The following is a 20,458-nucleotide window of genomic DNA, read 5'->3' on the forward strand; positions in this document are numbered from 1 at the left end:
GAGCAGGTGCGCCCCGAGATCCTCGGTGGCTCCGCCCTACTTTGCCAGAGCCGGGAACACAACCGAAAAGCCAGCCGTTTACACTCAGTGGTGCCGGCGTTCTCCGGCGCCTGATGGAGGAGACATGACAGCACCCGTCGACGTGCAGGACGAAGCGGTCTCCGAGCGCGCCGTCGCGGAGGCGACCGAGCAGGCGATCCAGCTGCTCGACGGCAAGCGACTCATCATCCTGACCGGCGCTGGCGTGAGCACGGACTCGGGCATCCCCGACTATCGCGGGAAGGGCGCGCCCAAGCGGACGCCGATGACGGTGGACCAGTTCCTCTCGAACGACGCATCACGCAAGCGCTACTGGGCAGGCAGCCATCTCGGCTGGAAGCGATTTGACGGTGCCCGCCCCAATGAAGGCCACAGGGTCATCGCGAATCTGGAGGAGGCCGAGATCCTCTCCGGCGTCATCACCCAGAACGTCGACGGTCTGCACATCCGTGCCGGTTCTCGTCGGGTGGTCGACCTCCACGGCTCCATGGACCGCGTCAGCTGTCTGTCCTGCGGCCAGACCTACGCCAGATCGAGCATCGCCGATCGCATGTCCCTGCTGAACCCGTGGATCGACACGACGACCGATGTGACGATCAACCCGGACGGCGACGCTGAAGTCGATCGTGTCGACGACATCGTCGTCCCCGTCTGTTCCGTGTGCGGCGGCATGTTGAAGCCCGACGTCGTCTTCTTCGGCGAGTTCATCCCCGCGGAGAAGTTCGCCGAGGCGTCGGCGCTCGTCCGTTCCTCCGAAGCCCTCGTCATCGCGGGATCATCGCTCGTCGTGAACTCCGGCATCCGGCTCCTCGAACAGGCCAGGCGTCGTCGGCTGCCGGTCGTCGTCATCAACCGCGGCCCGACGAAGGCCGACACGCGTGCCAACGTCAAGATCGATGCGGGGACGAGCGAGACCCTGACGACGATCGCCGAGCACCTACTGCCGGCGTCGTTCACGACGGTCATCGGTTCTGGCGCGACCGACGCGTAGAAGCGGGACCCGCTCGGAGCGGTGCACGGGCGGTGCCCGTTCCGCGTCGCGGACTCAGCCCGCGCGGTGATCCGTCGCGAGGAACGCCGTGAGCTGCTGTGCGGCCATGACGGGCTCCTCGTAGTGGATGAGGTGACCGACGCGCGGGATGACGTGGAGCTGCGCATCGGCGAACCGACCCTGCAGCACGTGCTGCGCCGCAACCGGTGTGATGTCGTCCCGCTCGGCCGCGATGAGGAGCGTCCTGGTGGGGATGTCCTCGGCGTACTCGCTCACGTCGTGGCTGACGGACGCCTTGAACGCTTCGAGCACGACGTTGCGGTCGGCGAACGCGCTGAAGTAGCGCGCGTGCTGATCGTGGATCCATCGACGGAGTGCAGGATCCTTCGTCTTCGCCATCGCCTCGCTCATGATCCGGACGACGGCACCGCTGCGCAGGAGTGCGAAGCCGAGCTTCTCCGGCAGCCATGCCGACGCCTGGTAGTAGAACACTGCGAGTCTGGTGAGAATCCCCCGAGGACCCTCGAGGGCCGGAGCGGCGATCGGGTTGACGAGCACGAGGTCGTCGGGCCGGAGACCACCGGCGACGGCCGCGCTGACCACGATCGACCCGAAGGAGTGGCCGAGGACGACGAGACGCCCGGTCGGGGCGACCGCGTCGAGGAATGCGGGCAACCACGTCGAGTACGAGGCGATGTCGTGAGGGCGGTCCGTGAAGGCCGCGGAAGCCCCGAATCCGGGCAGATCCGGCGCGAGGATCCGGACACCGGACAGCTGCGCGACGACCGGTTCGAGCCCGTGGTGATCGCCTCGAAACCCGTGGACGAGCACGATCGTCGTCGACGCACCCGAATCACCGTAGTCCCAGAACTTCGTCTCCACGCCGAACACGGTGACCGACCGTTCCTCGACGGGAACGCGGTCGAGGAGGGCTGCATACGGAGAATCAACTGGCACAGCCCCAGTTTAGGCAGCCCACACGTGTACACGGCCGCACAGCCGACCCTAGACTCGAATGGTTGTGCCCTGATCCCCTACTCCCCCAACAGCATTCGAGAGGATGAACGTGAGCTTTACTGCGCCCATTCAGCTGCCCGGCCTCACCCGCGACCCGCACTGGTACCGCCGGTCAGTGTTCTATGAGGTGCTCGTGAGCGCCTATGTGGACAGCAATGGCGACGGCTCTGGAGATCTGCAGGGACTCGCGTCGAAACTCGACTACCTGCAGTGGCTCGGCATCGACGCGCTCTGGATCCCCCCGTTCTTCCAGTCGCCTCTCCGCGACGGCGGCTACGACGTGGCCGACTACCGCGCGATCCTCCCCGACTTCGGCACGATCGACGAGTTCAAGGACCTCGTGCGCAAGTCGCACGAGCGCAACATGCGCGTCATCATCGACCTCCCCCTCAACCACACCTCGGACCAGCACGACTGGTTCCAGCAGTCCCGCAGCGACCCGGAGGGGCCCTACGGCGACTTCTACGTGTGGAGCGATACCGATGAGAAATGGCCGGACATCCGGATCATCTTCACCGACACGGAGGAATCCAACTGGGCGTTCGACCCCGTGCGTCGTCAGTTCTACTTCCACCGCTTCTTCTCGCACCAGCCGGACCTGAACTTCAACAACCCGGCCGTGCACGACGCGGTCTTCGACATCGTCCGCTTCTGGCTCGACCTCGGCGTCGACGGGTTCCGACTCGACGCGATCCCTTACCTCTACGAGTCCGACGAGGGCAACGGCGAAGGCGAACCGCCCACCCACCAGTTCCTCAAGGAGCTCCGTGCGATGGTCGACCGGGAGTACCCGGGCCGCATCATGATCGCCGAGGCGAACCAGTGGCCGAAGGAGGTCTCGGCGTTCTTCGGGACCGATGAGGAGCCCGAGTGCCACATGGCGTTCGACTTCCCCGTCATGCCGCGCATCTTCTACTCGCTGCGCTCACAGCAGGCGGACGAACTCGTGCGCGTGCTGTCCGAGACCACGGACATCCCCTCATGGGCGGGCTGGGGCGTCTTCCTCCGCAACCACGACGAGCTCACGCTGGAAATGGTCTCAGAGGAGTACCGGCAGGCGATGTACGGCTGGTACGCCTACGACCCGCGCATGCGCGCCAACATCGGCATCCGTCGTCGGCTGGCGCCTCTGCTCGACAACTCGCGTGCAGAGCTCGAACTGGCCCACGCGCTCCTGTTCTCGCTCGCCGGCAGCCCGTTCCTCTACTACGGCGACGAGATCGGCATGGGCGACAACATCTGGCTCGACGACCGCGACTCGTCCCGGACGCCCATGCAGTGGACGCCGGACCGCAACGCAGGCTTCTCCTCGGCCGATCCCGGCAAGCTCACGCTGCCCGTCGTGCAATCGCTCGTCTACAACTACTCCGTGGTGAACGTCGAATCGCAGCTCGCGCAGTCCCGTTCGCTCCTGCACTGGGTCCGGAACGTCATCCACGTGCGGAAGGCGCACCCCGCGTTCGGCCTCGGCTCGCTGCGCGTGCTGCAGACCGACCACGAGTCCGTCCTCGCGTTCGTCCGCACCTACGAGGGCAGCGGCACGCACTTCGGGGACCAGCCGGAGCAGATCCTGTGCGTGTTCAGCTTCGCGCACAACCCGATCACCGTCCGGATCCAGGCGCCCGACTTCGAGAACGTCCGACTGCAGGACCTGTTCGGCGGCGGACAGTTCCCGAGCGTGGACGACAACGGCGTGCTCACGCTGACGCTCGCGACGCAGAGCTTCTACTGGCTGCACATCGGTCAGACCAGCTACGTGTAAACACCAACTCCACTAACACCATCAGCCACAACAGGAACCCGTTCGGCACGACGTGCCGGGCGGGTTCCTCGGTGTGTCGGCCGTCAGCCGTAGGGTGAAACCGTGAACATCGAGACGACCCTCCCCACCTGGACCAACCGACTCGCGGTCTTCGACCTCGAGACCACGGGCATCGACGTCGCCACGAGTCGCATCGTGACGGCCTTCATCGGCGTCTTGGGCGCCGACGGCCAGGTCGAGGAGGCGTGGTCGTGGATGGCGGACCCCGGGGTCGAGATCCCCGAACGGGCCACCGAGGTCCACGGCATCACCACGGAGGCGGCTCGGAGGGACGGCCGCCAGTCCCCGGAGGTCGTCGCCGAGATCGTGTCGACCCTGCGGCTCCTGCTCGACGCCGGCACACCCGTCGTGGCCTACAACGCGCCGTACGACTTCTCGCTCCTCCACCACGAAGCGCTCCGCCACGGCATCGAGTCCATCGCGGAGCCGTCCCCCGTCATCGACCCGCTCATCATCGACAAGCAGCTCGACCGCTACCGCAAGGGCAAGCGAACCCTCGACCTCGTCTCGGCGTTCTACGGCGTTCCTCTGGAAGGCGCACACGACGCCGGTGTGGACGCGATCGCGGCGGGCCGTATCGCCCAGGCCATCGCACGTATCCACTCCGAGCACTTGCCCTTCGAGGCGGCAGACCTCCACGACCTCCAGGTCGGGTGGGCGGCAGAGCAGGCCAAGGACTTCGAGTCCTACATGCGCCGCGCCCGCGACCCCGAGTTCACCGCCGAGATCGGCTGGCCCATCCGCTAGCTGCACCCGTCCGCTCGTGACACTGCAGAAACGCTCATGACACTGCAGAAATCATGACACTGCAGAAACACAGAACGGCCCGATCCAAGCGGATCGGGCCGTTCTGTTGTGCTCGATGTCGAGCGTGGGCTGACTACTTGCCGAAGCCCTTGAAGCGCTGGTTGAACTTCTCGACGCGGCCGGCCGAGTCCATGATGCGCTGCTTGCCCGTGTAGAACGGGTGCGACTCGGAGGAGATCTCGACGTCGATCACCGGGTAGGTGACGCCGTCCAGCTCGATCGTCTTGGAGGACGACACGGTCGAACGCGTGAGGAAGGTCGAGCCCGACGCGAGGTCGCGGAAGACGACGGCTTCGTAGGTGGGGTGGATGTCAGTTTTCATCAGGAGTCCTTGTTGAGCGGTTTGGATGGTGGCGCCCGTACCCGTCGGCGAACCTGGGGTTCGGGGCAAGAAGCTTTTGGCTGCACGAGCCAGCTGTCTACATTACCAGATTCAGGCGCGTGCTGCGGCACCGGCGCGAGCGGAACGCGCGTGGTAGCGGCCGTCGGTCTCGGTCAGTTCGATGGGCAGATCGAAGGTCTCCGAGAGGTTCTCTGCCGTGAGCGTCTCGGAGATGGGGCCTGCGGCCACGATCTCGCCGTCACGGAGCAGCAGCACGTGGCTGAAACCGACGGGGATCTCCTCGACGTGGTGGGTGACCATGATGATGGCGGGCGAGTCGTCGGCGCTCGCGAAGCCGCCGAGGAGCTCGACGAGTTCTTCGCGCGTGCCGAGGTCGAGGCTCGCGGCCGGCTCGTCGAGCAGGAGGAGTTCCGGGTCGGTCATGATCGCACGGGCGATCTGGACGCGCTTCTGCTCGCCGTCGCTCAGGCTGCCGAAGCGGCGGTCCACGAGGTGGTCGAGCTTCCATTCTGCGAGTACGCGAGTGGCCCGCTTGACGTCGATGTCGTCATACTGCTCGACCCAGCGACCCGTGACCGAGTATGCGGCGGTGAGGACGACGTCGAGGACCGTCTCCGTCTCGGGGACGCGCTTCGCGAGCGCGGATGAGGCGAACCCGATGCGCGGACGCAGTTCGAAGACGTCGACTTTGCCGAGCGTCTCGTCGAGTACGGTGACCGACCCCTTGGTGGGGTGGATGAGCGTGGAGGCGAGCTGCAGGAGCGTGGTCTTGCCGGCGCCGTTCGGTCCGAGGATGACCCACCGCTGGTCGCCGGTCACCTCCCAGTTGACCCCGTCGAGGATGGGGTTGAGATTGCGGACCACGGACACGTCGGAGAACTGCAGGACACTCGGCATGCTTCCTAGCCTAGTGCTCGCGCCCGTCCTCCGAGCCGTCGCTCCACGGGGTTTCGGAGCCTCCGAAACCCCGCGCGATCTACAGCAGCGAGCGGTACAGCGCCGCCGTCTGCGTGCCGATCTGCGACCAGCTGAACTCGGTCTCGGCGCGCCGTCTGCCCGCTTCGCCGTACGCCCGGGCGCGGGCCGGATCGCTCACGACCTCGGTGAGCACCGCGGCGAGATCCGCCACGAACCGTTCCGGGTCGAGCGGGGTGCCCGTGCCGTCCGTCGCCTGGTCGATGGGGACGATGCGTCCGGTCACGCCGTCCTGGACGACCTCGGGGATGCCGCCGGTGCCGGTGCCGACGACCGCGGCGCCGCACGCCATCGCTTCGAGGTTGACGATGCCGAGCGGTTCGTACACCGACGGGCACACGAACGTCGTCGCCGCCGTCAACACCGTGCAGAGTTCGTGGCGAGGGAGGATGCGATCGATCCAGACCACGCCGGAACGCTCGGTCTGGAGCTCGGCGACGAGGCCCTTCACCTCTTCGAGGATCTCCGGGGTGTCCGGCGCTCCGGCGCACAGCACGAGCTGCACCTCGGGCGGGAGCAGCTTCGCGGCACGCAGCAGGTACGGGAGCCCCTTCTGGCGGGTGATGCGACCGACGAAGACGACCGAGGGACGCGACGGATCGATGCCGACGCTGGCGAGGAAGTCGTCGTCGACGCGCGGCTGCCAGTCCGTCAGGTCGATCCCGTTGTAGATCACCGAGACGCGCTCCGGGTCGAGGCTCGGATAGGAGCGCAGGATGTCGCGGCGCATGCCGTCGCTCACGGCCACGATCGCCGCAGCGCCCTCGTACGCAGTTCGTTCGACCCAGCTCGACACGCGGTACCCGCCGCCCAACTGCTCGGCCTTCCACGGGCGCAGCGGTTCGAGGCTGTGCGCCGTGATCACGTGCGGGATCCCGTGGAGCATCGATGCGAGGTGACCGGCGCCGTTCGCGTACCAGGTGTGGGAGTGCACCAGATCGGCCCCAGCGGCGTCCTGCGCCATCAGGAGGTCCGTGCCGATGGTCGTGAGCGCGGGGTTCGCCCCGACGAGCTCAGCAGGCGTCTGGTAGGCGTACGTGTCCGGTTCGTCGCGTGGCGCGCCGAAGCATCGGACGGTCACGGACAGTTCGGTTCGAAGGGATTTCACCAGTTCGGCGACGTGCACGCCGGCACCGCCGTACACCTCCGGTGGATACTCCCGGGTGAGAAGGTCAACTCGCATGCCTCGACGCTAGTGCAGTCCTGTTCGACCATCTACTGTGAAGGCATGGCGACGTCAAAGAAGATTTTCGGAATCGTGCTCGCAGGTGGCGAGGGAAAGCGTCTGATGCCGCTGACGGCGGACCGGGCGAAGCCCGCTGTGCCGTTCGGGGGTCAGTACCGGCTCATCGATTTCGCACTGTCGAACCTCATCAACTCGGGGTTGACGCAGATCGTTGTGCTGACGCAGTACAAGTCCCACAGCCTCGACAGGCACGTCTCCCAGACCTGGAGGCTCTCCGGCCTCCTCAACTCGTACGTCGCGTCGGTGCCGGCGCAGCAGCGTCTCGGGAAACGCTGGTTCAGCGGCTCCGCCGACGCGATCCTGCAGAGCCTCAACCTCATCCGCGACGAGAAGCCGGACATCGTGGTGGTCGTCGGCGCTGACCACGTGTACCGCATGGACTTCGAGCAGATGATCCAGGCCCACATCGACTCGGGCCAGAAGGCGACCGTCGCCGCGATCCGTCAGCCGATCTCCCTCGCCGACCAGTTCGGCGTCATCGACGTCGACCCGGACGACCCGACGAAGATCGCCCAGTTCCTGGAGAAGCCGCTCGACCCGCCGGGGCTCCCCGACGCGCCGCACGAGGTCCTCGCCTCGATGGGCAACTACGTGTTCGACGCCGATGCGCTCATCGAAGCCGTGATCGGCGACGGCGAACGGACCTCGTCCAACCACGACATGGGCGGCGACATCATCCCCTACTTCGTCGAGCAGGGTCAGGCCGGCGTCTACGACCTGCAGCGAAACGACGTGCCGGGGTCCACCGATCGAGACCGGTACTACTGGCGCGACGTGGGGACCATCGACTCGTTCTTCGAAGCCCACCAGGACCTCATCTCGACGCTCCCGGTCTTCAACCTGTACAACCGCGACTGGCCGATCTTCAGCCAGCAGCTGAACTCCCCGCCCGCGAAGTTCGTCCGCGACGCGAAGGGCAACCTGGGACAGGTCATCGATTCGATCGTCTCGCTCGGTTCGCTCATCTCCGGTGCGCACATCGAGCGCAGCGTACTCGGACCGTGGGCGCTCCTGGAGTCCGGTTCGCACGTCGTGGACTCCGTCATCTTCGACAAGGTGCGCATCGAACCGGACGCCTACGTGCAGCGGGCTATCCTGGACAAGGATGTGGTGGTGACGGCAGGCGCGCGCGTCGGCGTCGATCACGACCGGGACCGCGCACGCGGCTTCACGGTCACCGAATCCGGTCTCACCGTCGTCGGCAAGGGAGTACGCGTCGTTCCATGAGCACTGAACGTTCACCGATGGTGGCCCTGTTCCCGGATCGCACATCGGCTGGACGCGAGGTGCGGTTCCTCGTGGTGCTCGACGCCGACTCGACGCTCATCGAGAACGAGGTCATCGAGCTGCTCGCGGAAGAGGCGGGCAGTCTCGACGAGGTCGCGGAGATCACCGACCGTGCGATGCGCGGCGAACTCGACTTCGCAGACAGTCTGCGCGCCAGGGTCTCGACGCTCGCCGGCGTGCCCGTGTCCGCGTTCGACACCGTGGGCGAGCGGATCGTGGAGACGCGCGGTCTCAGGTCGCTCATCGCCTCGCTCCACGCGCACGGCTCGCGCATCGGTGTCGTCTCGGGCGGCTTCCACGAGCTCCTCGACCCCTTGGCGGCAGAACTCGGACTCGACCATGTGCGGGCGAACCGCCTCGACGTGCGGGACGGCGTCCTCACCGGAGGGCTCGTCGGTCCGATCATCGATGCGGAGGCGAAGGCGTCGGCACTTCAGGAGTGGGCGGCTGAGGACGACGTGCCGCTCGGCCGCACGGTCGCCGTCGGTGACGGTGCGAACGACCTGCGCATGATGGCCGTCGCCGGCCTGTCTGTCGCGTTCAACGCGAAGCCCGTCGTCCGCGAGCGTGCGGACGTCGTCGCCGGTCCCGTCGACCTCACGACGGTCCTGTCCGTGCTCGGCGTCCCCGAGGTCTAACAGCAGGCGTCTGTCGAACGCCACGGAGACCTCTGTCGCTCCGCCTGCATTCTTTCAACGCGAGCGACGTGGCCCTTCCCACGAAACCTGCAGAACGGATCGAATATATTCTAGATATTCTATAGACAGATGTGCAGCTTCCTGCCAGTCTGATGCTAGGCATCCCTGCCTCCATCGTCCACGAATGACAGGTGACTCCCATGCAGTATTCCCAGATCTCGTGCGGAGCTCTAGCCACCATCCTCATAGCAAGCTTCAGCCTCGCCGGCGGTCCAGCTGTCGCTCAAGGTTCGGATCCACGTCTGAGCGGCTGGTCAGAGTCCACGTTCGTGGCGGCAGCAACGTCCGAGGGCGTTCCTGAGCACATTGCACGAGGCGCATGGGGCGATCAGGAAAGCATGGCGTCGATCCCGGTTGAGAGCGGCGTCAAGCAGGCTGGTTCAAGCGAGTCGGAGAAGTTGTCCCAACTCGGTCCCACGAAGGACTACTGGGCATGGTGCGAGCGCTGGAGCAAACATGCTCTCGGCAATGTGATCGTCCAATACCGAATCCGAATCGACTACACCGCCTCGTACGGGTCCATCATCTGGGCGAAGACCAAGAACGAAATCGTTCAGGGTTCCTGGGGATGGTGTTTCGTCGGAACGGTCGACTCGTCCGACGACTACATCTCCGCTCCTGGGTATCCAACACCAGCTCATGATTCGGGCTATCAGTCGTACAGGATGGTCAATTTCGGGCACGACGTTCCTGCGCACATGGAAGGCAACGTCTGGGTGGATTTGATGGTGGATCAAGCTGGAGACGCGGTGTGCGAGCACGGATCGAGCTGGCCCTTGTGAACTCTCACGATCACGCTGCACCGCCCGTACCATCGGGCCGCGCAATCGCCGTGACTCTCGCCGTGTTCTGCGCGTTGTCCGCACTCGCGTATGCGGTCACGCTCAATGCATGGGCGCTCACCCTCGCGTGCCTTGCGGCTGCGCTTTTGTCGTGGAAACTCATGCGAATGAGTCTGTCGAAACCGCGAGCACCCAAACGCTGAGCGCATGCCGCGCACGCAGAAGGGCTCCACCGGATGATCCGGTGGAGCCCTTCGTCATGTGCGGTTACGGGGCGAGCGAGCGCTTCCGTCGTGCGATGACGAGGATCGAGCCGAGCAGCAGGAGCGCGATCGCGGCCGGGAGGACGGCGTCGGCGGAGGATCCCGTCGAGGCGAGACCGGACGGATCGGATGACGCTCCCCCGGTTCCTGCACCTGCGCCCACCGCGGCGAGGATACGGATGTCGGTCCACCCGACGAGTGTTCCGTCCGGACCGACGACCGCGAGGCGGTGCGCCCCGGCGACGGTGTCGGACGGGATCGTCACGACGATCGCACCAGCGGTGGACACGGTCTTCGTCCCGAGGTGCACGGGGCTCGAGTAGAGCCACGCATCGACCGCGGTACCCGCGCGCGCGGCCCCGACGTCCATCGTGATCGTGTCCCCGGCCCGAGCGCTCGACGGAGCACCCACCCCGCCGCGACTCGCGTCCGTCAGTGCGCTGGCCGGAACCGGCTGCGGCGTCGTCGGCGTCGTCGGGGTCGTCGGGTCAGTGGGGTCGGTGGGGTCGGTGGGGTCGGTGGGGTCGGTGGGGTCGGTGGGGTCGGTGGGGTCGGTCGGATCGGTGGGCTTCGTCGTGCAGCGGATCGTGCCGCCTCGGATCGAGTGGCCGTCCGTGTCGGAGTCGTCCGCCCAGAACACGGGCTTGACCCCGTCGACGCACTGGGCGTCCGGCGCCATCGTGAAACCCTCGTTGTTGATGTTCGGCATCGACGCGGGGCGTTCGTACGTGTGCGTGATCGCGAAGGCGCCGGTCGCACCGATCTCGAGCGTCGACGTCCGACCGTTGCACGTGTCGTCACAGACGGCCCAGAGCTGGTTCGTCTCGGCCTCGAACTCGAGGTCCATGATGCCCGGGAACCCACTCGCGATTGCGGCGATCCTCGTGAATGGGACCGTGCTGGAGAGCGCGTAGGCGTAGATGCCGCCGTTCGCTTCGAGACCGACGAAGAAGAGCCCTGCGCCGTGGCCCGGGTACAGCGAGGGGTCGTACGCGGCACCCGTCTTCTGATCGACGAAGCCCTTCGCGACGAGGACGGAGTCGGGGACCCACTCGACGGCTTCGAGCCCGCTGTTGGGGGCGATGCCGGGGAAGTCTGCCGTCAGGTTCCAATCCTGCTGAGCCGAGAGCGTGGTGGCCGCGCCCGTGCCGGCGACATCGAATCGGAGGACCGCGGGGCGGCTCACACCGCTCTTGCCGTTGTCGCGCTCGGTCGAGACGTAGACGGCGCCGTCGACGACGGTCACGCCTTCCGCGTCGGGGTCGCCCGTGCCGTCCGCGTAGCGCAGGGCTTTGCCAGCAGCCCAGCCGTTCGCCGTGTCCGGAGTCCACTTCGTGCCGTCCCAGAGCAGCCTGTAGAGCGTGCTCGGACCGTTCTTGACCGCCCAGAGGACGCCGGGAGCAGACGTGCCGGAGGCCACGTAGTCGAGCCCGCTCAGGTTGCCGCCGAAGGTGCCTTGTGCATCGAGGGTCGAGACGGATGCGCTACCGGGCCACGGTGCAGCGTCGCCCGGGATCGTCGGAAGCGTTCCGCCGTCGCCGGTGCAGTCGTTCGCCGCACCCTTGGTCGAGGTCGTTGTGGTGGCGAACGCCCCGGTTCCGTTCGGGCAGCGGCCGTAGGTGGTCGTGGCGTGGTCGGTCCAGCTCGTGGAGTCGACGAGCTGAGCGGCGCCCGGCGTGTAGAGACGGACCGAGTCGGCCTTGCCGAGTCCGAAGCCGAGCTGCGCCTCCTCGACGACGAAGTACCCGTTCGCGGCGATCGTCGTGCCGTTCGGGAGGACGCTCACGTGCGAGTCGTCGTTGTCCTTGACGACCCAGCCGGACAGGTCGACGGCCGCAGAACCGGTGTTGAAGAGCTCGGCCCAGTCACCGAAGACGCCGCCGTTCGACTCGACCTCGTTGATCACGACGGTCTGCGTCGTCGGAGGGGTCGGCGACACGGTCGGCGTCGGTGTCGGCGTCGGCTCGGGCGTCGACGGTCCGCAGTCGTTCGCCGCACCCTTCGTCGAGGAGGTGGTCGGGACGAAATCACCGATGCCGTCCGGACAGCGACCGTAGGTGGTCGCCGCGTGAGCGGTCCAGCTGGTGCTGTCGATGAGGCTCGACCCGTCGGACGCGTAGAGGCGTGCTGAGTCCGCCTTCCCGAGGCCGAAGCCGCCCGAGACGTCGACGTCGAAGGCGAGGAACGCACCGGCGCCGATGACGGTTCCAGTGGGGATGCGGAACACGTGCGAGTCGTCGTTGTCCTTGAGGACGAACCCGCCGATATCGGTGCTCGTCGCACCCGTGTTGGTGAGTTCGATCCAGTCGCCGGGGGTACCCCCGTCGGATTCGACCTCGTTGATGCGGATGCCGACTGCTGCGCCGGAAGCCGAGTCCGCGAGAGCTGCGTCGGTGGACGCAGATGGCTGTGCTGCGGCGGGGATCGCCGTCGCGAGGAGGGGCGCGGTGAGCGCGAGGGAAGCGAGAGCGGCAGTGAGGAGCCGGCGCCTGTTGGTGTGCAAGTGAGGGTCTTTCGCTTGGGGGACCACGAAGCGTCGCGGGTGCGACCACCGCAAGCTTCGGGAGCACCGGGAAACGACGGGTGAATTCCTCACGACGGTTCCCCGAACACCGGCTGCACAGTCTGTTGGTTCCTCGCCGAATCGTCCGGGCAGCAGCGACTACCCGACCGGACCGGCTGGGCCGACAGACGGTGTCTCCGCACGCTGCGCAGCCGCGTCGGCAGCCCGCACCCTCGCCAGCACCCGGCGGAGCTGTCGACCGGACGAAAAAACGATCACGCCCACCGCGACCCCGAACAGAGCCAAGAGCACGACATTCACCCACGGCCCCACACGGTCGGAACCGTCCAACACGCTGACGAGCCGATTCGCGACGAGCGAGAGCGCGAGGCCGCCGAGCTGAAGAAACTGAAACGGCAGATACACGGCCATGAGCCTGCTGTAGAGCACTTCCGTCGCAGCATCGGTGTCGATCAGGTCCGCATCGGCCGGATCGCGGACGTTCTTCAGCACAGCACCCGTCACTCGACGTTGCAGCCCAGCATCCCCGCCGAAAATCGCGCGGATCTGGGCGGGCATGTTGCGGGTCACGACCAGGCAGCTGCAGCTCATCGCGATGAACGCCAGGGGGATGATGAAGAGGACCGTCGTTGTGGATACTTCACCCCACCCGCGCCACGCACTCACGACCACAGCCACCAGTCCCGCAGCGCACGCCGCCACCACGACCGTCAGCACGATCGCACGGATCTTCTTCCGCACGTCCTCCGGGGTGAATCCATCGAGCGTCGTCCGCCGCGGCACCCTGCGCTGGGTCGCGCGTCGAACCGCTTCGGCGAATGCGACTCCGGTAGCGGTCAGGAGGAGCGAGACGAGGGCAACGACGATCGGCCAGAAGACCGACGCGTTCGAGGCGACGGCAGCGCCGATGAGCAGCGCACCGGAGAACAGTTCGATGACGAGTCCGACGAGCATCAGCCGGATGAACGAACGACGCCCCTCTGGACTCCGCGGATCGACGAGCCAGCCGATCACGATGCTTCCCAGCGCGACCGGAACCGTGATGAGCAGTGTCATGGCGCCCGTCGTCACGATGCGCGGCACCAGCTCAACGGAACCGTTCAGGAGGAGCAGTACGCTGAACCACACCAGGACGGCGACGGTCAGGACGACCACCAGGACGTACGCGGCGATGATCGCTCGACGCCTTCTGGGCGATGCCTCCGCATGACTCCCCTGACCCACCATGCGAACGCCCCGTCGTCGGTACCGAGCCCCGGCGTTTCCCCCGGCCGGAACACGTCCAGCGAATCAGTCCGCCGATGCGATCGCCACCCGTTGCGGATTCTGCGCCGTTCTGTGTGAGGAAGGTCGGACCGGACTGAGCATCACCGTGAAACGACCTCGGGCCGCGAGCCGAACAGGATCGCGGCCCGAGGCCAGAGAACGATCAGGAAAATCAGGAAGATCAGCGCAGCGTGTCAGTGCCCCATGCCGAGGCCACCGTCGACGGGGATGACCGCACCGGAGATGTACCCCGCGTCATCTCCGGAGATCCAGGTGACGACCTTCGCGACCTCGCTCGCCGTGGCGAACCGTCCGGCCGGGATGCTCTTCTTGTAGTTGGCCTGCGTCTCGGCTGGGAGCTCGGCGGTCATGTCCGTCTCGATGAAGCCGGGAGCCACGACGTTCGCCGTGATGCCGCGGGCGCCGAGTTCGCGCGTGATGGAACGAGCCATGCCGACGAGACCGCTCTTCGAGGCCGCGTAGTTGACCTGGCCGGCGGACCCGAGCAGCCCCACGACGCTCGAGATCAGGACGATCCGGCCGTAGCGGGCTTTCAGCATGCCCTTCGACGCACGCTTGACCACACGGAACGCGCCGCCGAGGTTCGTGTCCACGACGCTGTCGAAATCGTCCTCCGACATGCGCATGAGGAGCGTGTCCTTGGTGATGCCGGCGTTTGCGACGAGCACTTCGACGGGTCCGAGGGCAGCCTCGATCTCGGTGAACGCGGCGTCGACCGACGCGGCGTCGGTGACGTCGGCACGAACCGTGAGCGATCCTTCCGGCCCCTGGCCTGAACGAGCCGTGACAGCGACGCGATGGCCCTGCGCGACGAACTCCTCCGCGATCGCGTAGCCGATCCCTCGGTTTCCTCCGGTGATCAGTACGGTGCGTGGTGTCGTCATAGAGCAATTCCTTTCGAGCGTCGAATCAGCCCGCAGGCCCGTACCAGCATATGCGTTGGGGAAGCGTAGTCTGGAAGGTGCATGAAACAGCCGAGCATCACCTCACTCCCACCGTCGCCGGACGATGAACGACGCGGCAGGGTCATCAAGTACTCGATCACCATGGGTATTCGCGTACTGTGCCTTGCTGCGCTCCCGTTCGTGCACGGCGGCTGGATGTTCGTGTTCGCCGCCGGCGCGATCTTCCTGCCGTACGTTGCCGTGGTGCTCGCGAACGTCGGATCCATCCCGGGCGTGTCGAAGATCGAACGCCCCACCGGCGTCGTCGTCGACCCGCGCACGGCACCCCTGCCCCAACCGCCCACCGATGAGGACACTGCACGATGATCGGATTCGGAGCGGAGCCCGACGGCCTCGTCTGTTCCCGCGCGGGTTGCCGCGACGACGCCGTCTGGCGCATCGAATGGCGAAACCCGAAGATTCACACGGAGGATCGCATCAAGATCTGGCTCGCCTGCGAGGAACACGTCGACTTCCTGTCCGAGTTCCTCGCCGCACGCTCCTTCCCCGTCAACCGTCGTGCCATTGCAGACGCTTCAGGCACCTCGAGCACTTCGGGTGCGCCGAGTGCGGGGTCTGCTTCGTGAAGGGCTGGCGTTTCGCGATCAGCCGCCGCTGGTTCGGCTATCTCGCTGTGGCGATCGTCTTCGCGATCGTCTGTGTGCTCCTCTCCAACTGGCAGCTGTCCCGCCGCGCCGAGAAGGAGTCGGAGATCGATCGCGTCGCGCTCAACTTCGACGCACCGACGATCCCGCTCGAGGAAGCGCTCCCGAAGCTCGGATCCTTCACCCTGGCCGACGAGTGGCACCCCGTCTCGATGACGGGAACCTACCTGGAGGACCAGGAGCTCCTCGTCCGCAACCGTCCGAGGGACGGCAACGCCGGCTTCGAACTCCTGACGCCGCTGCAGCTGGCGAACGGCACCGTGTTCATCGTCGACCGCGGCTGGCTCCCCGCCGGCGAGTCGCAGGACCTCCCCGACTCCATTCCGGCGCCGCCGTCCGGCGAGGTGCAGGTCGTCGCTCGGATCCGTCCGGGCGAGCCGACGCTGCCCGGCCGTGGCGCCGCCGACGGCCAGGTCGCGACGATCAACCTGCCGCAGATCGCCGAGATCCACGGCGACAAGCTCTACACGGGCGCGTACGGACTCCTCGTCTCCGAGAGCCCGGCTCCGCGCGATGCGGCGCCGCTCCCCGCTCAGAAGCCCGTTCCGGATGAGGGCCCGCACCTCTCCTACGCGTTCCAGTGGATCGTGTTCGCGATCATGGGCTTCCTCTTCCTCGGCTACGCGATCCGTCAGGAGTATCGGATCAGGAACTCCGACGACCCGAAGGAGCAGCAACGCGCCGCTGCCCGCGCACGGAAGGCCGCGGCCAAGACGAAGTCCGATGCGGACGTCGAGGACGAGATCCTCGAGACGCACCGCTCGTAGGCACCCATCGCTAGACTGCGGCAATGAACGGGTCGACGAACGGACGGATCGGTTGGCAGGACCTCCCCGCCGGAGTGCAGCGTGGCGTGGAGCGGATCATCGGCGACGAGGTCGTCGAATGGCACTCCCAATCGGGCGGCTTCTCCCCCGGTACGGCGGACCGTGTCGTGACCCAGAGCGGCCGACGCGCGTTCGTGAAGGCCTGCGGAACCGACCGCAACCCGGACACGCCGACGATTCATCGTCGAGAGATCGCCGTCATGGGCGTGCTCCCCGCGGATGTGCCGGCGCCGCGCATGCTCGGCAGCTACGACGATGACGACTGGGTCGCGATCGTCCTCGAGGACGTCGTCGGCACCTCGCCCAAGACGCCGTGCGACGCCGATGAGCTGTGGGACGTGCTCGACGCCGTCGAACAGCTCTCCGGCGTCGAGGTGAACGATCCGGACCATGTGCTCCCGTACGCGAGCGTCGACCTCGCGGGCACCTTCCGCGGATGGCGGAACCTCCTCGAGGACGACGTGACACCGCCGGAGGGCTGGACCCCCTCCCGGATCGCCTGGCTCGACCGCCTCGCTACTGGTGCGCTCCCCGAACTCGACGGTGACGGGCTCGTCCACACCGACCTGCGGAGCGACAACATCCTTGTCACCCGCGCCGGCGGCATCGTGCTCGTCGACTGGCCGTGGGCGAATCGCGGGCAGTCCTGGTTCGACGGCGTCGGCCTGCTCGGCGATGTGCTCGTCGGGAAACCGTCGTTCGATGCGGACGCGCTCATCATCGACCACCCCTTGTTCGACGGCGTGGATCGCGACGTGATCGACGGGGTCATCGCCGGTCTCACGGGGTACTTCGTCGACGCCGCGCGCCGGCCTGCCCCTGCCGGCCTCCCGACCATCCGGGGGGCGCAGCGCAGACAGGGCGACGCGATGCTCGCCTGGCTCGAACGCCGCCTCGATCCGCGCCGATAGGCGCGCGACCGGAGACGACGTCAGGCGACTCGCTACGCGAGGCTGATGAGCTCCGAGTAGTCCTTCGTCCAGTGGTCCTCGACGCCGTCGGGCATGATGAGGACGCGCTCGGGGTTGAGCGCCTCGACGGCGCCCTCGTCGTGGCTGACGAGGACGACGGCGCCCTCGTAATGCGCGAGCGCATCGAGGATCTCGAGGCGGCTGGCCGGGTCCAAGTTGTTCGTGGGCTCGTCGAGGAGCAGCATGTTCGCACCGGAGACGACGATCATCGCGAGGGCGAGACGTGTCTTCTCACCACCGGAGAGGACACCGGCGAGCTTCGCGGAGTCGTCACCGGTGAAGAGGAAGGAGCCGAGGACACGGCGTGCCTCCATCTCGGTGATGTTCGGCGACGACGAGACCATGTTCTCGAGCACGCTGCGCTTCACATCGATCGTCTCGTGCTCCTGCGCGTAGTAGCCGACGCGAAGGCCGTGACCCGGTTCGAGCTGCCCGGTGTCCGGCTTGTCCACACCGGCGAGGATGCGGAGCAGCGTCGTCTTGCCAGCGCCGTTGAGGCCCAGGATGACGACCTTGGAACCACGGTCGATCGCGAGGTCGACGGCCGTGAAGATCTCGAGCGAGCCGTAGCTCTTCGACAGGTTGCTCGCCATGAGCGGCGTCTTGCCGCAGGGGGCTGGCGTCGGGAAGCGCAGCTTGGCCACGCGGTCCTGAGCGCGCACCTCCTCGAGGCCGGACAGCATCCGCTCGGCGCGGGCGACCATCTGGTGGGCCGCTGCTGCCTTGCTCGCCTTTGCACCGAATTTGGCCGCCTGCAACTGCAACGCGGTCGCCTTCTTCTCGACGTTGGTGCGCTCTTTCTTGCGGCGCTCCTCGTCGGCCTCGCGCTGACGCTGGTAGTTCTTCCAGTTCATGTTGTAGACGTCGATGACCGTGCGGTTCGCGTCCAGGTAGAAGACGCGGTTGACGGTCTCCCCCACGAGTTCGATGTCGTGGGTGATGACGATGAAGCCGCCCTTGTACTGCTTGAGGAACTCGCGGAGCCAGACGACGGAGTCGGCGTCCAAGTGGTTGGTCGGTTCGTCGAGGATCATCGTCTGCGCGTCGGAGAACAGGATGCGAGCGAGCTCGATGCGACGACGCTGGCCACCGGAGAGGGTGCTGAGCGGCTGGTCGAGGATGCGGTCGGGCAGGTTCAGGTTGCTCGCGATCGACGCGGCCTCTGCTTCGGCAGCGTACCCGCCGAGTGCGTTGAAGCGATCGGTCAGATTGCCGTACTTCTTCATGGCCGCTGCTGCGACGGCGGGGTCGTCGCTCGCCATCGCCATGCTCGACTCCTGCATGCCGAGCGCCAGCTGGCCGAGGCCACGTGCGTCGAGGATGCGGGTGCGAGCGAGGTCCTCGGGGTTGCCGGAACGCGGGTCCTGCGGCAGATAGCCGATCTCACCCGAGCGGTCGATGCGACCCTTCGTGGGCAGGGTCTCCCCCGCGAGCGTCTTCGTGAGCGTGGTCTTGCCTGCTCCGTTGCGACCGACGAGGCCGATCTTGTCGCCGTCGGACACACGGAAGTTGACGCCTTCCATGAGCACGCGTGCCCCCACGCGAATTTCGAGGTCGTGCACACTCAGCACAGGCATAGTCCATTTCTCTGTTTGCGTTTCGACAACGCGGGGTGGGGGTCAGCCCTCTAGTCTACCCGCGTCGGAACGCTGCAAGCGCGCACGGCGACGTCCGCGGCCGCGCCTGGCGGCTTTTCGGCCGTCAGGCACGCTCTCGCAGGGCGGCGATCGCCAGGACCGCCTCGGTGAGCAGTTCCGGGCTGCACGCGAGATTGAGTCGTGCGTATCCCGTCCCGGGCTCGCCGAACGGGCGCCCGGCCTGCAGGGCGACGCGAGCCTCCCGGAGGATCTTCCGTGCCGGGTGGTCGCCCCATCCGAGCTGGCGGAAGTCGAGCCATGCGAGATAGCCGGCCTCCGGGATCCGATACCGGACCTCCGGCAGGTGATCGGCGAGGAGCGAGGCGAGCAGTCGGCGGTTGCCGTCGAGCAGTTCGAGCAGCCCCTCGAGCCACGGCTCCCCGTCCTCGAACGCCGCGATGTTCGCGAGGACGCCGAACTGACCGGTGCGCCAGGCCACTTCGACGGGCAGCCCGGCGAGTACTGGGCGCGTCTCCGACGAAGCGCCGATCATCATGGCGCATTTCAGCCCCGCGAGGTTCCAGGCTTTGCTCCCGGACAGTACCGAGTAGGCGGTCCGTCGTGCGGATTCGGCGACACTGAGGTACGGCGTGAACACGGCCGTCGAATGAGTCAGCGGCGCGTGGATCTCGTCACTCACGACCGTGACCCCATACCGCTCCGCAAGTGCGGCGACGGCTTCGAGCTCGCTGCGCGGGTGCGGACGGCCGATGGGGTTGTGCGGATTGCAGAGCAGGTACGCCTTCGCACCGGCGGCGAACGCGCGTTCGAGGCCGGCGAGATCGAGCGACCACACGTCTGCGCCGGCAACATCGTCGGCATCGTCGGCTTCGGGAGCGAGCTGCACGAGCGGCACCTCGACCACGCTGCCGCCGGCCTCGGAGACGAGCTCGAAGAATGGCGGGTAGATCGGCGGATTGATGACGACGCCATCGCCCGGGGAGATCACGCGCCGCAGGATCTCGACGATGCCCATGCTGACGTCGGCGGTTGTGAACACGGAGGCCGGATCGACGTCCCACCCCCAGCGGCGCCCGGCGAACGCTGCGAAGACCTCCGGAAGACGGGTTCTGCTCGCCACGTACCCCGCATCGCCCCGGTCGATCGCGGCGTGCAACGCGTCCTTGATCACGGGTGCGAGCGGGACGTCCATCTCGGCGACGAACATCGGGATGACGTCGGGCGGGTACTCGGACCACTTCTCGCTCGTGCGAGAGCGGAGGACCTCGATGGGATCTGACGTGACGAGAACCATACCAACGACCCTAGCGGGAGCAGGTCACGCACACGAGAACGCGGGTGGGATCATCCCACCCGCGTTCACGGTGACGGT

The 20,458-nt window shown here is 66.8% G+C and carries 19 protein-coding genes; 10 read left to right on the plus strand and 9 right to left on the minus strand.

The window, feature by feature from the left end; all coding sequences use genetic code 11:
- Positions 1 to 124: 124 nt before the first annotated feature.
- Positions 125 to 1,030 carry a Sir2 family NAD-dependent protein deacetylase gene (locus tag ACQ3HB_RS07175; protein WP_430919069.1) on the plus strand — a complete coding sequence of 302 codons (906 nt, stop codon included), beginning with the start codon at positions 125 to 127 and terminating at the stop codon, positions 1,028 to 1,030.
- A gap of 54 nt (positions 1,031 to 1,084) precedes the next feature.
- On the opposite strand, the gene ACQ3HB_RS07180 is transcribed toward ACQ3HB_RS07175, so the two are convergent.
- The gene (locus tag ACQ3HB_RS07180) at positions 1,085 to 1,987 is read right to left on the minus strand and encodes an alpha/beta fold hydrolase (protein ID WP_430919071.1); all 903 of its coding nucleotides are present in this window, start codon (positions 1,985 to 1,987) and stop codon (positions 1,085 to 1,087) included.
- A 109-nt stretch (positions 1,988 to 2,096) separates the two neighbouring features.
- Here ACQ3HB_RS07180 and treS point away from each other — a divergent pair, with 109 nt between their 5' ends.
- Both treS and ACQ3HB_RS07190 read left to right on the plus strand, forming a co-directional pair.
- Positions 2,097 to 3,809 carry a maltose alpha-D-glucosyltransferase gene (gene treS / locus ACQ3HB_RS07185; protein WP_430919073.1) on the plus strand — a complete coding sequence of 571 codons (1,713 nt, stop codon included), beginning with the start codon at positions 2,097 to 2,099 and terminating at the stop codon, positions 3,807 to 3,809.
- Positions 3,810 to 3,917: 108 nt separating this feature from the next.
- A complete protein-coding gene (locus ACQ3HB_RS07190) occupies positions 3,918 to 4,616 on the plus strand; it encodes a 3'-5' exonuclease (RefSeq protein ID WP_430919416.1) in 699 nt (232 codons plus the stop codon).
- 133 nt (positions 4,617 to 4,749) lie between these two features.
- Here ACQ3HB_RS07190 and ACQ3HB_RS07195 read toward each other — a convergent pair whose 3' ends face one another.
- From ACQ3HB_RS07195 to glgA, 3 genes are all read right to left on the minus strand, one after another.
- On the minus strand, positions 4,750 to 4,998 hold the full coding sequence (locus tag ACQ3HB_RS07195; RefSeq protein WP_422780510.1) for a type B 50S ribosomal protein L31: 249 nt from the start codon (positions 4,996 to 4,998) through the stop codon (positions 4,750 to 4,752).
- 111 nt (positions 4,999 to 5,109) lie between these two features.
- Positions 5,110 to 5,916, minus strand: coding sequence for an ABC transporter ATP-binding protein (locus ACQ3HB_RS07200; RefSeq protein WP_430919075.1), 807 nt, complete (start codon positions 5,914 to 5,916; stop codon positions 5,110 to 5,112).
- Positions 5,917 to 5,995: 79 nt separating this feature from the next.
- The gene (glgA, locus tag ACQ3HB_RS07205) at positions 5,996 to 7,177 is read right to left on the minus strand and encodes a glycogen synthase (RefSeq protein ID WP_430919077.1); all 1,182 of its coding nucleotides are present in this window, start codon (positions 7,175 to 7,177) and stop codon (positions 5,996 to 5,998) included.
- Positions 7,178 to 7,222: 45 nt separating this feature from the next.
- On the opposite strand from glgA, the gene glgC reads away from it, so the two are divergent.
- The 3 genes from glgC to ACQ3HB_RS07220 all read left to right on the plus strand — a co-directional run bounded on the left by glgC (position 7,223) and on the right by ACQ3HB_RS07220 (position 10,007).
- Positions 7,223 to 8,467 carry a glucose-1-phosphate adenylyltransferase gene (gene glgC / locus ACQ3HB_RS07210; RefSeq protein ID WP_430919079.1) on the plus strand — a complete coding sequence of 415 codons (1,245 nt, stop codon included), beginning with the start codon at positions 7,223 to 7,225 and terminating at the stop codon, positions 8,465 to 8,467.
- 17 nt (positions 8,468 to 8,484) lie between these two features.
- On the plus strand, positions 8,485 to 9,165 hold the full coding sequence (gene serB / locus ACQ3HB_RS07215) for a phosphoserine phosphatase SerB (RefSeq protein ID WP_430919418.1): 681 nt from the start codon (positions 8,485 to 8,487) through the stop codon (positions 9,163 to 9,165).
- Positions 9,166 to 9,365: 200 nt separating this feature from the next.
- Positions 9,366 to 10,007, plus strand: a complete 642-nt coding sequence (locus ACQ3HB_RS07220) for a hypothetical protein (RefSeq protein ID WP_430919081.1) — start codon at positions 9,366 to 9,368, stop codon at positions 10,005 to 10,007.
- A gap of 267 nt (positions 10,008 to 10,274) precedes the next feature.
- Here ACQ3HB_RS07220 and ACQ3HB_RS07225 read toward each other — a convergent pair whose 3' ends face one another.
- From ACQ3HB_RS07225 to fabG, 3 genes are all read right to left on the minus strand, one after another.
- Positions 10,275 to 12,773, minus strand: coding sequence for a lamin tail domain-containing protein (locus ACQ3HB_RS07225; protein WP_430919083.1), 2,499 nt, complete (start codon positions 12,771 to 12,773; stop codon positions 10,275 to 10,277).
- A 159-nt stretch (positions 12,774 to 12,932) separates the two neighbouring features.
- A complete protein-coding gene (locus ACQ3HB_RS07230; RefSeq protein WP_430919085.1) occupies positions 12,933 to 14,021 on the minus strand; it encodes a hypothetical protein in 1,089 nt (362 codons plus the stop codon).
- A gap of 233 nt (positions 14,022 to 14,254) precedes the next feature.
- On the minus strand, positions 14,255 to 14,965 hold the full coding sequence (gene fabG, locus ACQ3HB_RS07235) for a 3-oxoacyl-ACP reductase FabG (protein ID WP_430919087.1): 711 nt from the start codon (positions 14,963 to 14,965) through the stop codon (positions 14,255 to 14,257).
- Between the two features lie 81 nt (positions 14,966 to 15,046).
- On the opposite strand from fabG, the gene ACQ3HB_RS07240 reads away from it, so the two are divergent.
- From ACQ3HB_RS07240 to ACQ3HB_RS07255, 4 genes are read left to right on the plus strand one after another with little or no spacing between them, the layout of a single operon-like run.
- On the plus strand, positions 15,047 to 15,352 hold the full coding sequence (locus ACQ3HB_RS07240; protein WP_430919089.1) for a DUF3099 domain-containing protein: 306 nt from the start codon (positions 15,047 to 15,049) through the stop codon (positions 15,350 to 15,352).
- Positions 15,349 to 15,612, plus strand: coding sequence for a hypothetical protein (locus ACQ3HB_RS07245; protein ID WP_430919090.1), 264 nt, complete (start codon positions 15,349 to 15,351; stop codon positions 15,610 to 15,612). Before ACQ3HB_RS07240 ends, ACQ3HB_RS07245 begins: the two co-directional genes overlap by 4 nt.
- Positions 15,609 to 16,457 carry an SURF1 family cytochrome oxidase biogenesis protein gene (locus ACQ3HB_RS07250; protein WP_430919092.1) on the plus strand — a complete coding sequence of 283 codons (849 nt, stop codon included), beginning with the start codon at positions 15,609 to 15,611 and terminating at the stop codon, positions 16,455 to 16,457. Before ACQ3HB_RS07245 ends, ACQ3HB_RS07250 begins: the two co-directional genes overlap by 4 nt.
- 23 nt (positions 16,458 to 16,480) lie before the next feature.
- Entirely contained in the window at positions 16,481 to 17,428 is a 948-nt protein-coding gene (locus tag ACQ3HB_RS07255; protein WP_430919094.1) for a phosphotransferase, read from the plus strand.
- Between the two features lie 32 nt (positions 17,429 to 17,460).
- Here ACQ3HB_RS07255 and ACQ3HB_RS07260 read toward each other — a convergent pair whose 3' ends face one another.
- Both ACQ3HB_RS07260 and ACQ3HB_RS07265 read right to left on the minus strand, forming a co-directional pair.
- Positions 17,461 to 19,059, minus strand: a complete 1,599-nt coding sequence (locus tag ACQ3HB_RS07260) for an ABC-F family ATP-binding cassette domain-containing protein (protein ID WP_430919419.1) — start codon at positions 19,057 to 19,059, stop codon at positions 17,461 to 17,463.
- A gap of 130 nt (positions 19,060 to 19,189) precedes the next feature.
- Entirely contained in the window at positions 19,190 to 20,380 is a 1,191-nt protein-coding gene (locus ACQ3HB_RS07265; protein WP_430919096.1) for a MalY/PatB family protein, read from the minus strand.
- Positions 20,381 to 20,458 lie beyond the last annotated feature (78 nt).

Origin of the sequence: Plantibacter lichenum (assembly GCF_050587525.1) — a bacterium.
In the GTDB taxonomy this organism is placed as follows: Bacteria; Actinomycetota; Actinomycetes; order Actinomycetales; family Microbacteriaceae; genus Plantibacter.

Coding starts and splice junctions, on each gene's coding strand:
- ACQ3HB_RS07265 (WP_430919096.1), bottom strand. CDS start 20,380: ATGGTTCTCGTCACGTCAGATCCCATCGAGGTCCTCCGCTCTCGCACG.
- ACQ3HB_RS07220 (WP_430919081.1), top strand. CDS start 9,366: ATGCAGTATTCCCAGATCTCGTGCGGAGCTCTAGCCACCATCCTCATA.
- fabG (WP_430919087.1), bottom strand. CDS start 14,965: ATGACGACACCACGCACCGTACTGATCACCGGAGGAAACCGAGGGATC.
- ACQ3HB_RS07255 (WP_430919094.1), top strand. CDS start 16,481: ATGAACGGGTCGACGAACGGACGGATCGGTTGGCAGGACCTCCCCGCC.
- ACQ3HB_RS07175 (WP_430919069.1), top strand. CDS start 125: ATGACAGCACCCGTCGACGTGCAGGACGAAGCGGTCTCCGAGCGCGCC.
- ACQ3HB_RS07195 (WP_422780510.1), bottom strand. CDS start 4,998: ATGAAAACTGACATCCACCCCACCTACGAAGCCGTCGTCTTCCGCGAC.
- ACQ3HB_RS07200 (WP_430919075.1), bottom strand. CDS start 5,916: ATGCCGAGTGTCCTGCAGTTCTCCGACGTGTCCGTGGTCCGCAATCTC.
- serB (WP_430919418.1), top strand. CDS start 8,485: ATGGTGGCCCTGTTCCCGGATCGCACATCGGCTGGACGCGAGGTGCGG.
- ACQ3HB_RS07240 (WP_430919089.1), top strand. CDS start 15,047: ATGAAACAGCCGAGCATCACCTCACTCCCACCGTCGCCGGACGATGAA.
- glgA (WP_430919077.1), bottom strand. CDS start 7,177: ATGCGAGTTGACCTTCTCACCCGGGAGTATCCACCGGAGGTGTACGGC.
- ACQ3HB_RS07245 (WP_430919090.1), top strand. CDS start 15,349: ATGATCGGATTCGGAGCGGAGCCCGACGGCCTCGTCTGTTCCCGCGCG.
- ACQ3HB_RS07230 (WP_430919085.1), bottom strand. CDS start 14,021: ATGGTGGGTCAGGGGAGTCATGCGGAGGCATCGCCCAGAAGGCGTCGA.
- glgC (WP_430919079.1), top strand. CDS start 7,223: ATGGCGACGTCAAAGAAGATTTTCGGAATCGTGCTCGCAGGTGGCGAG.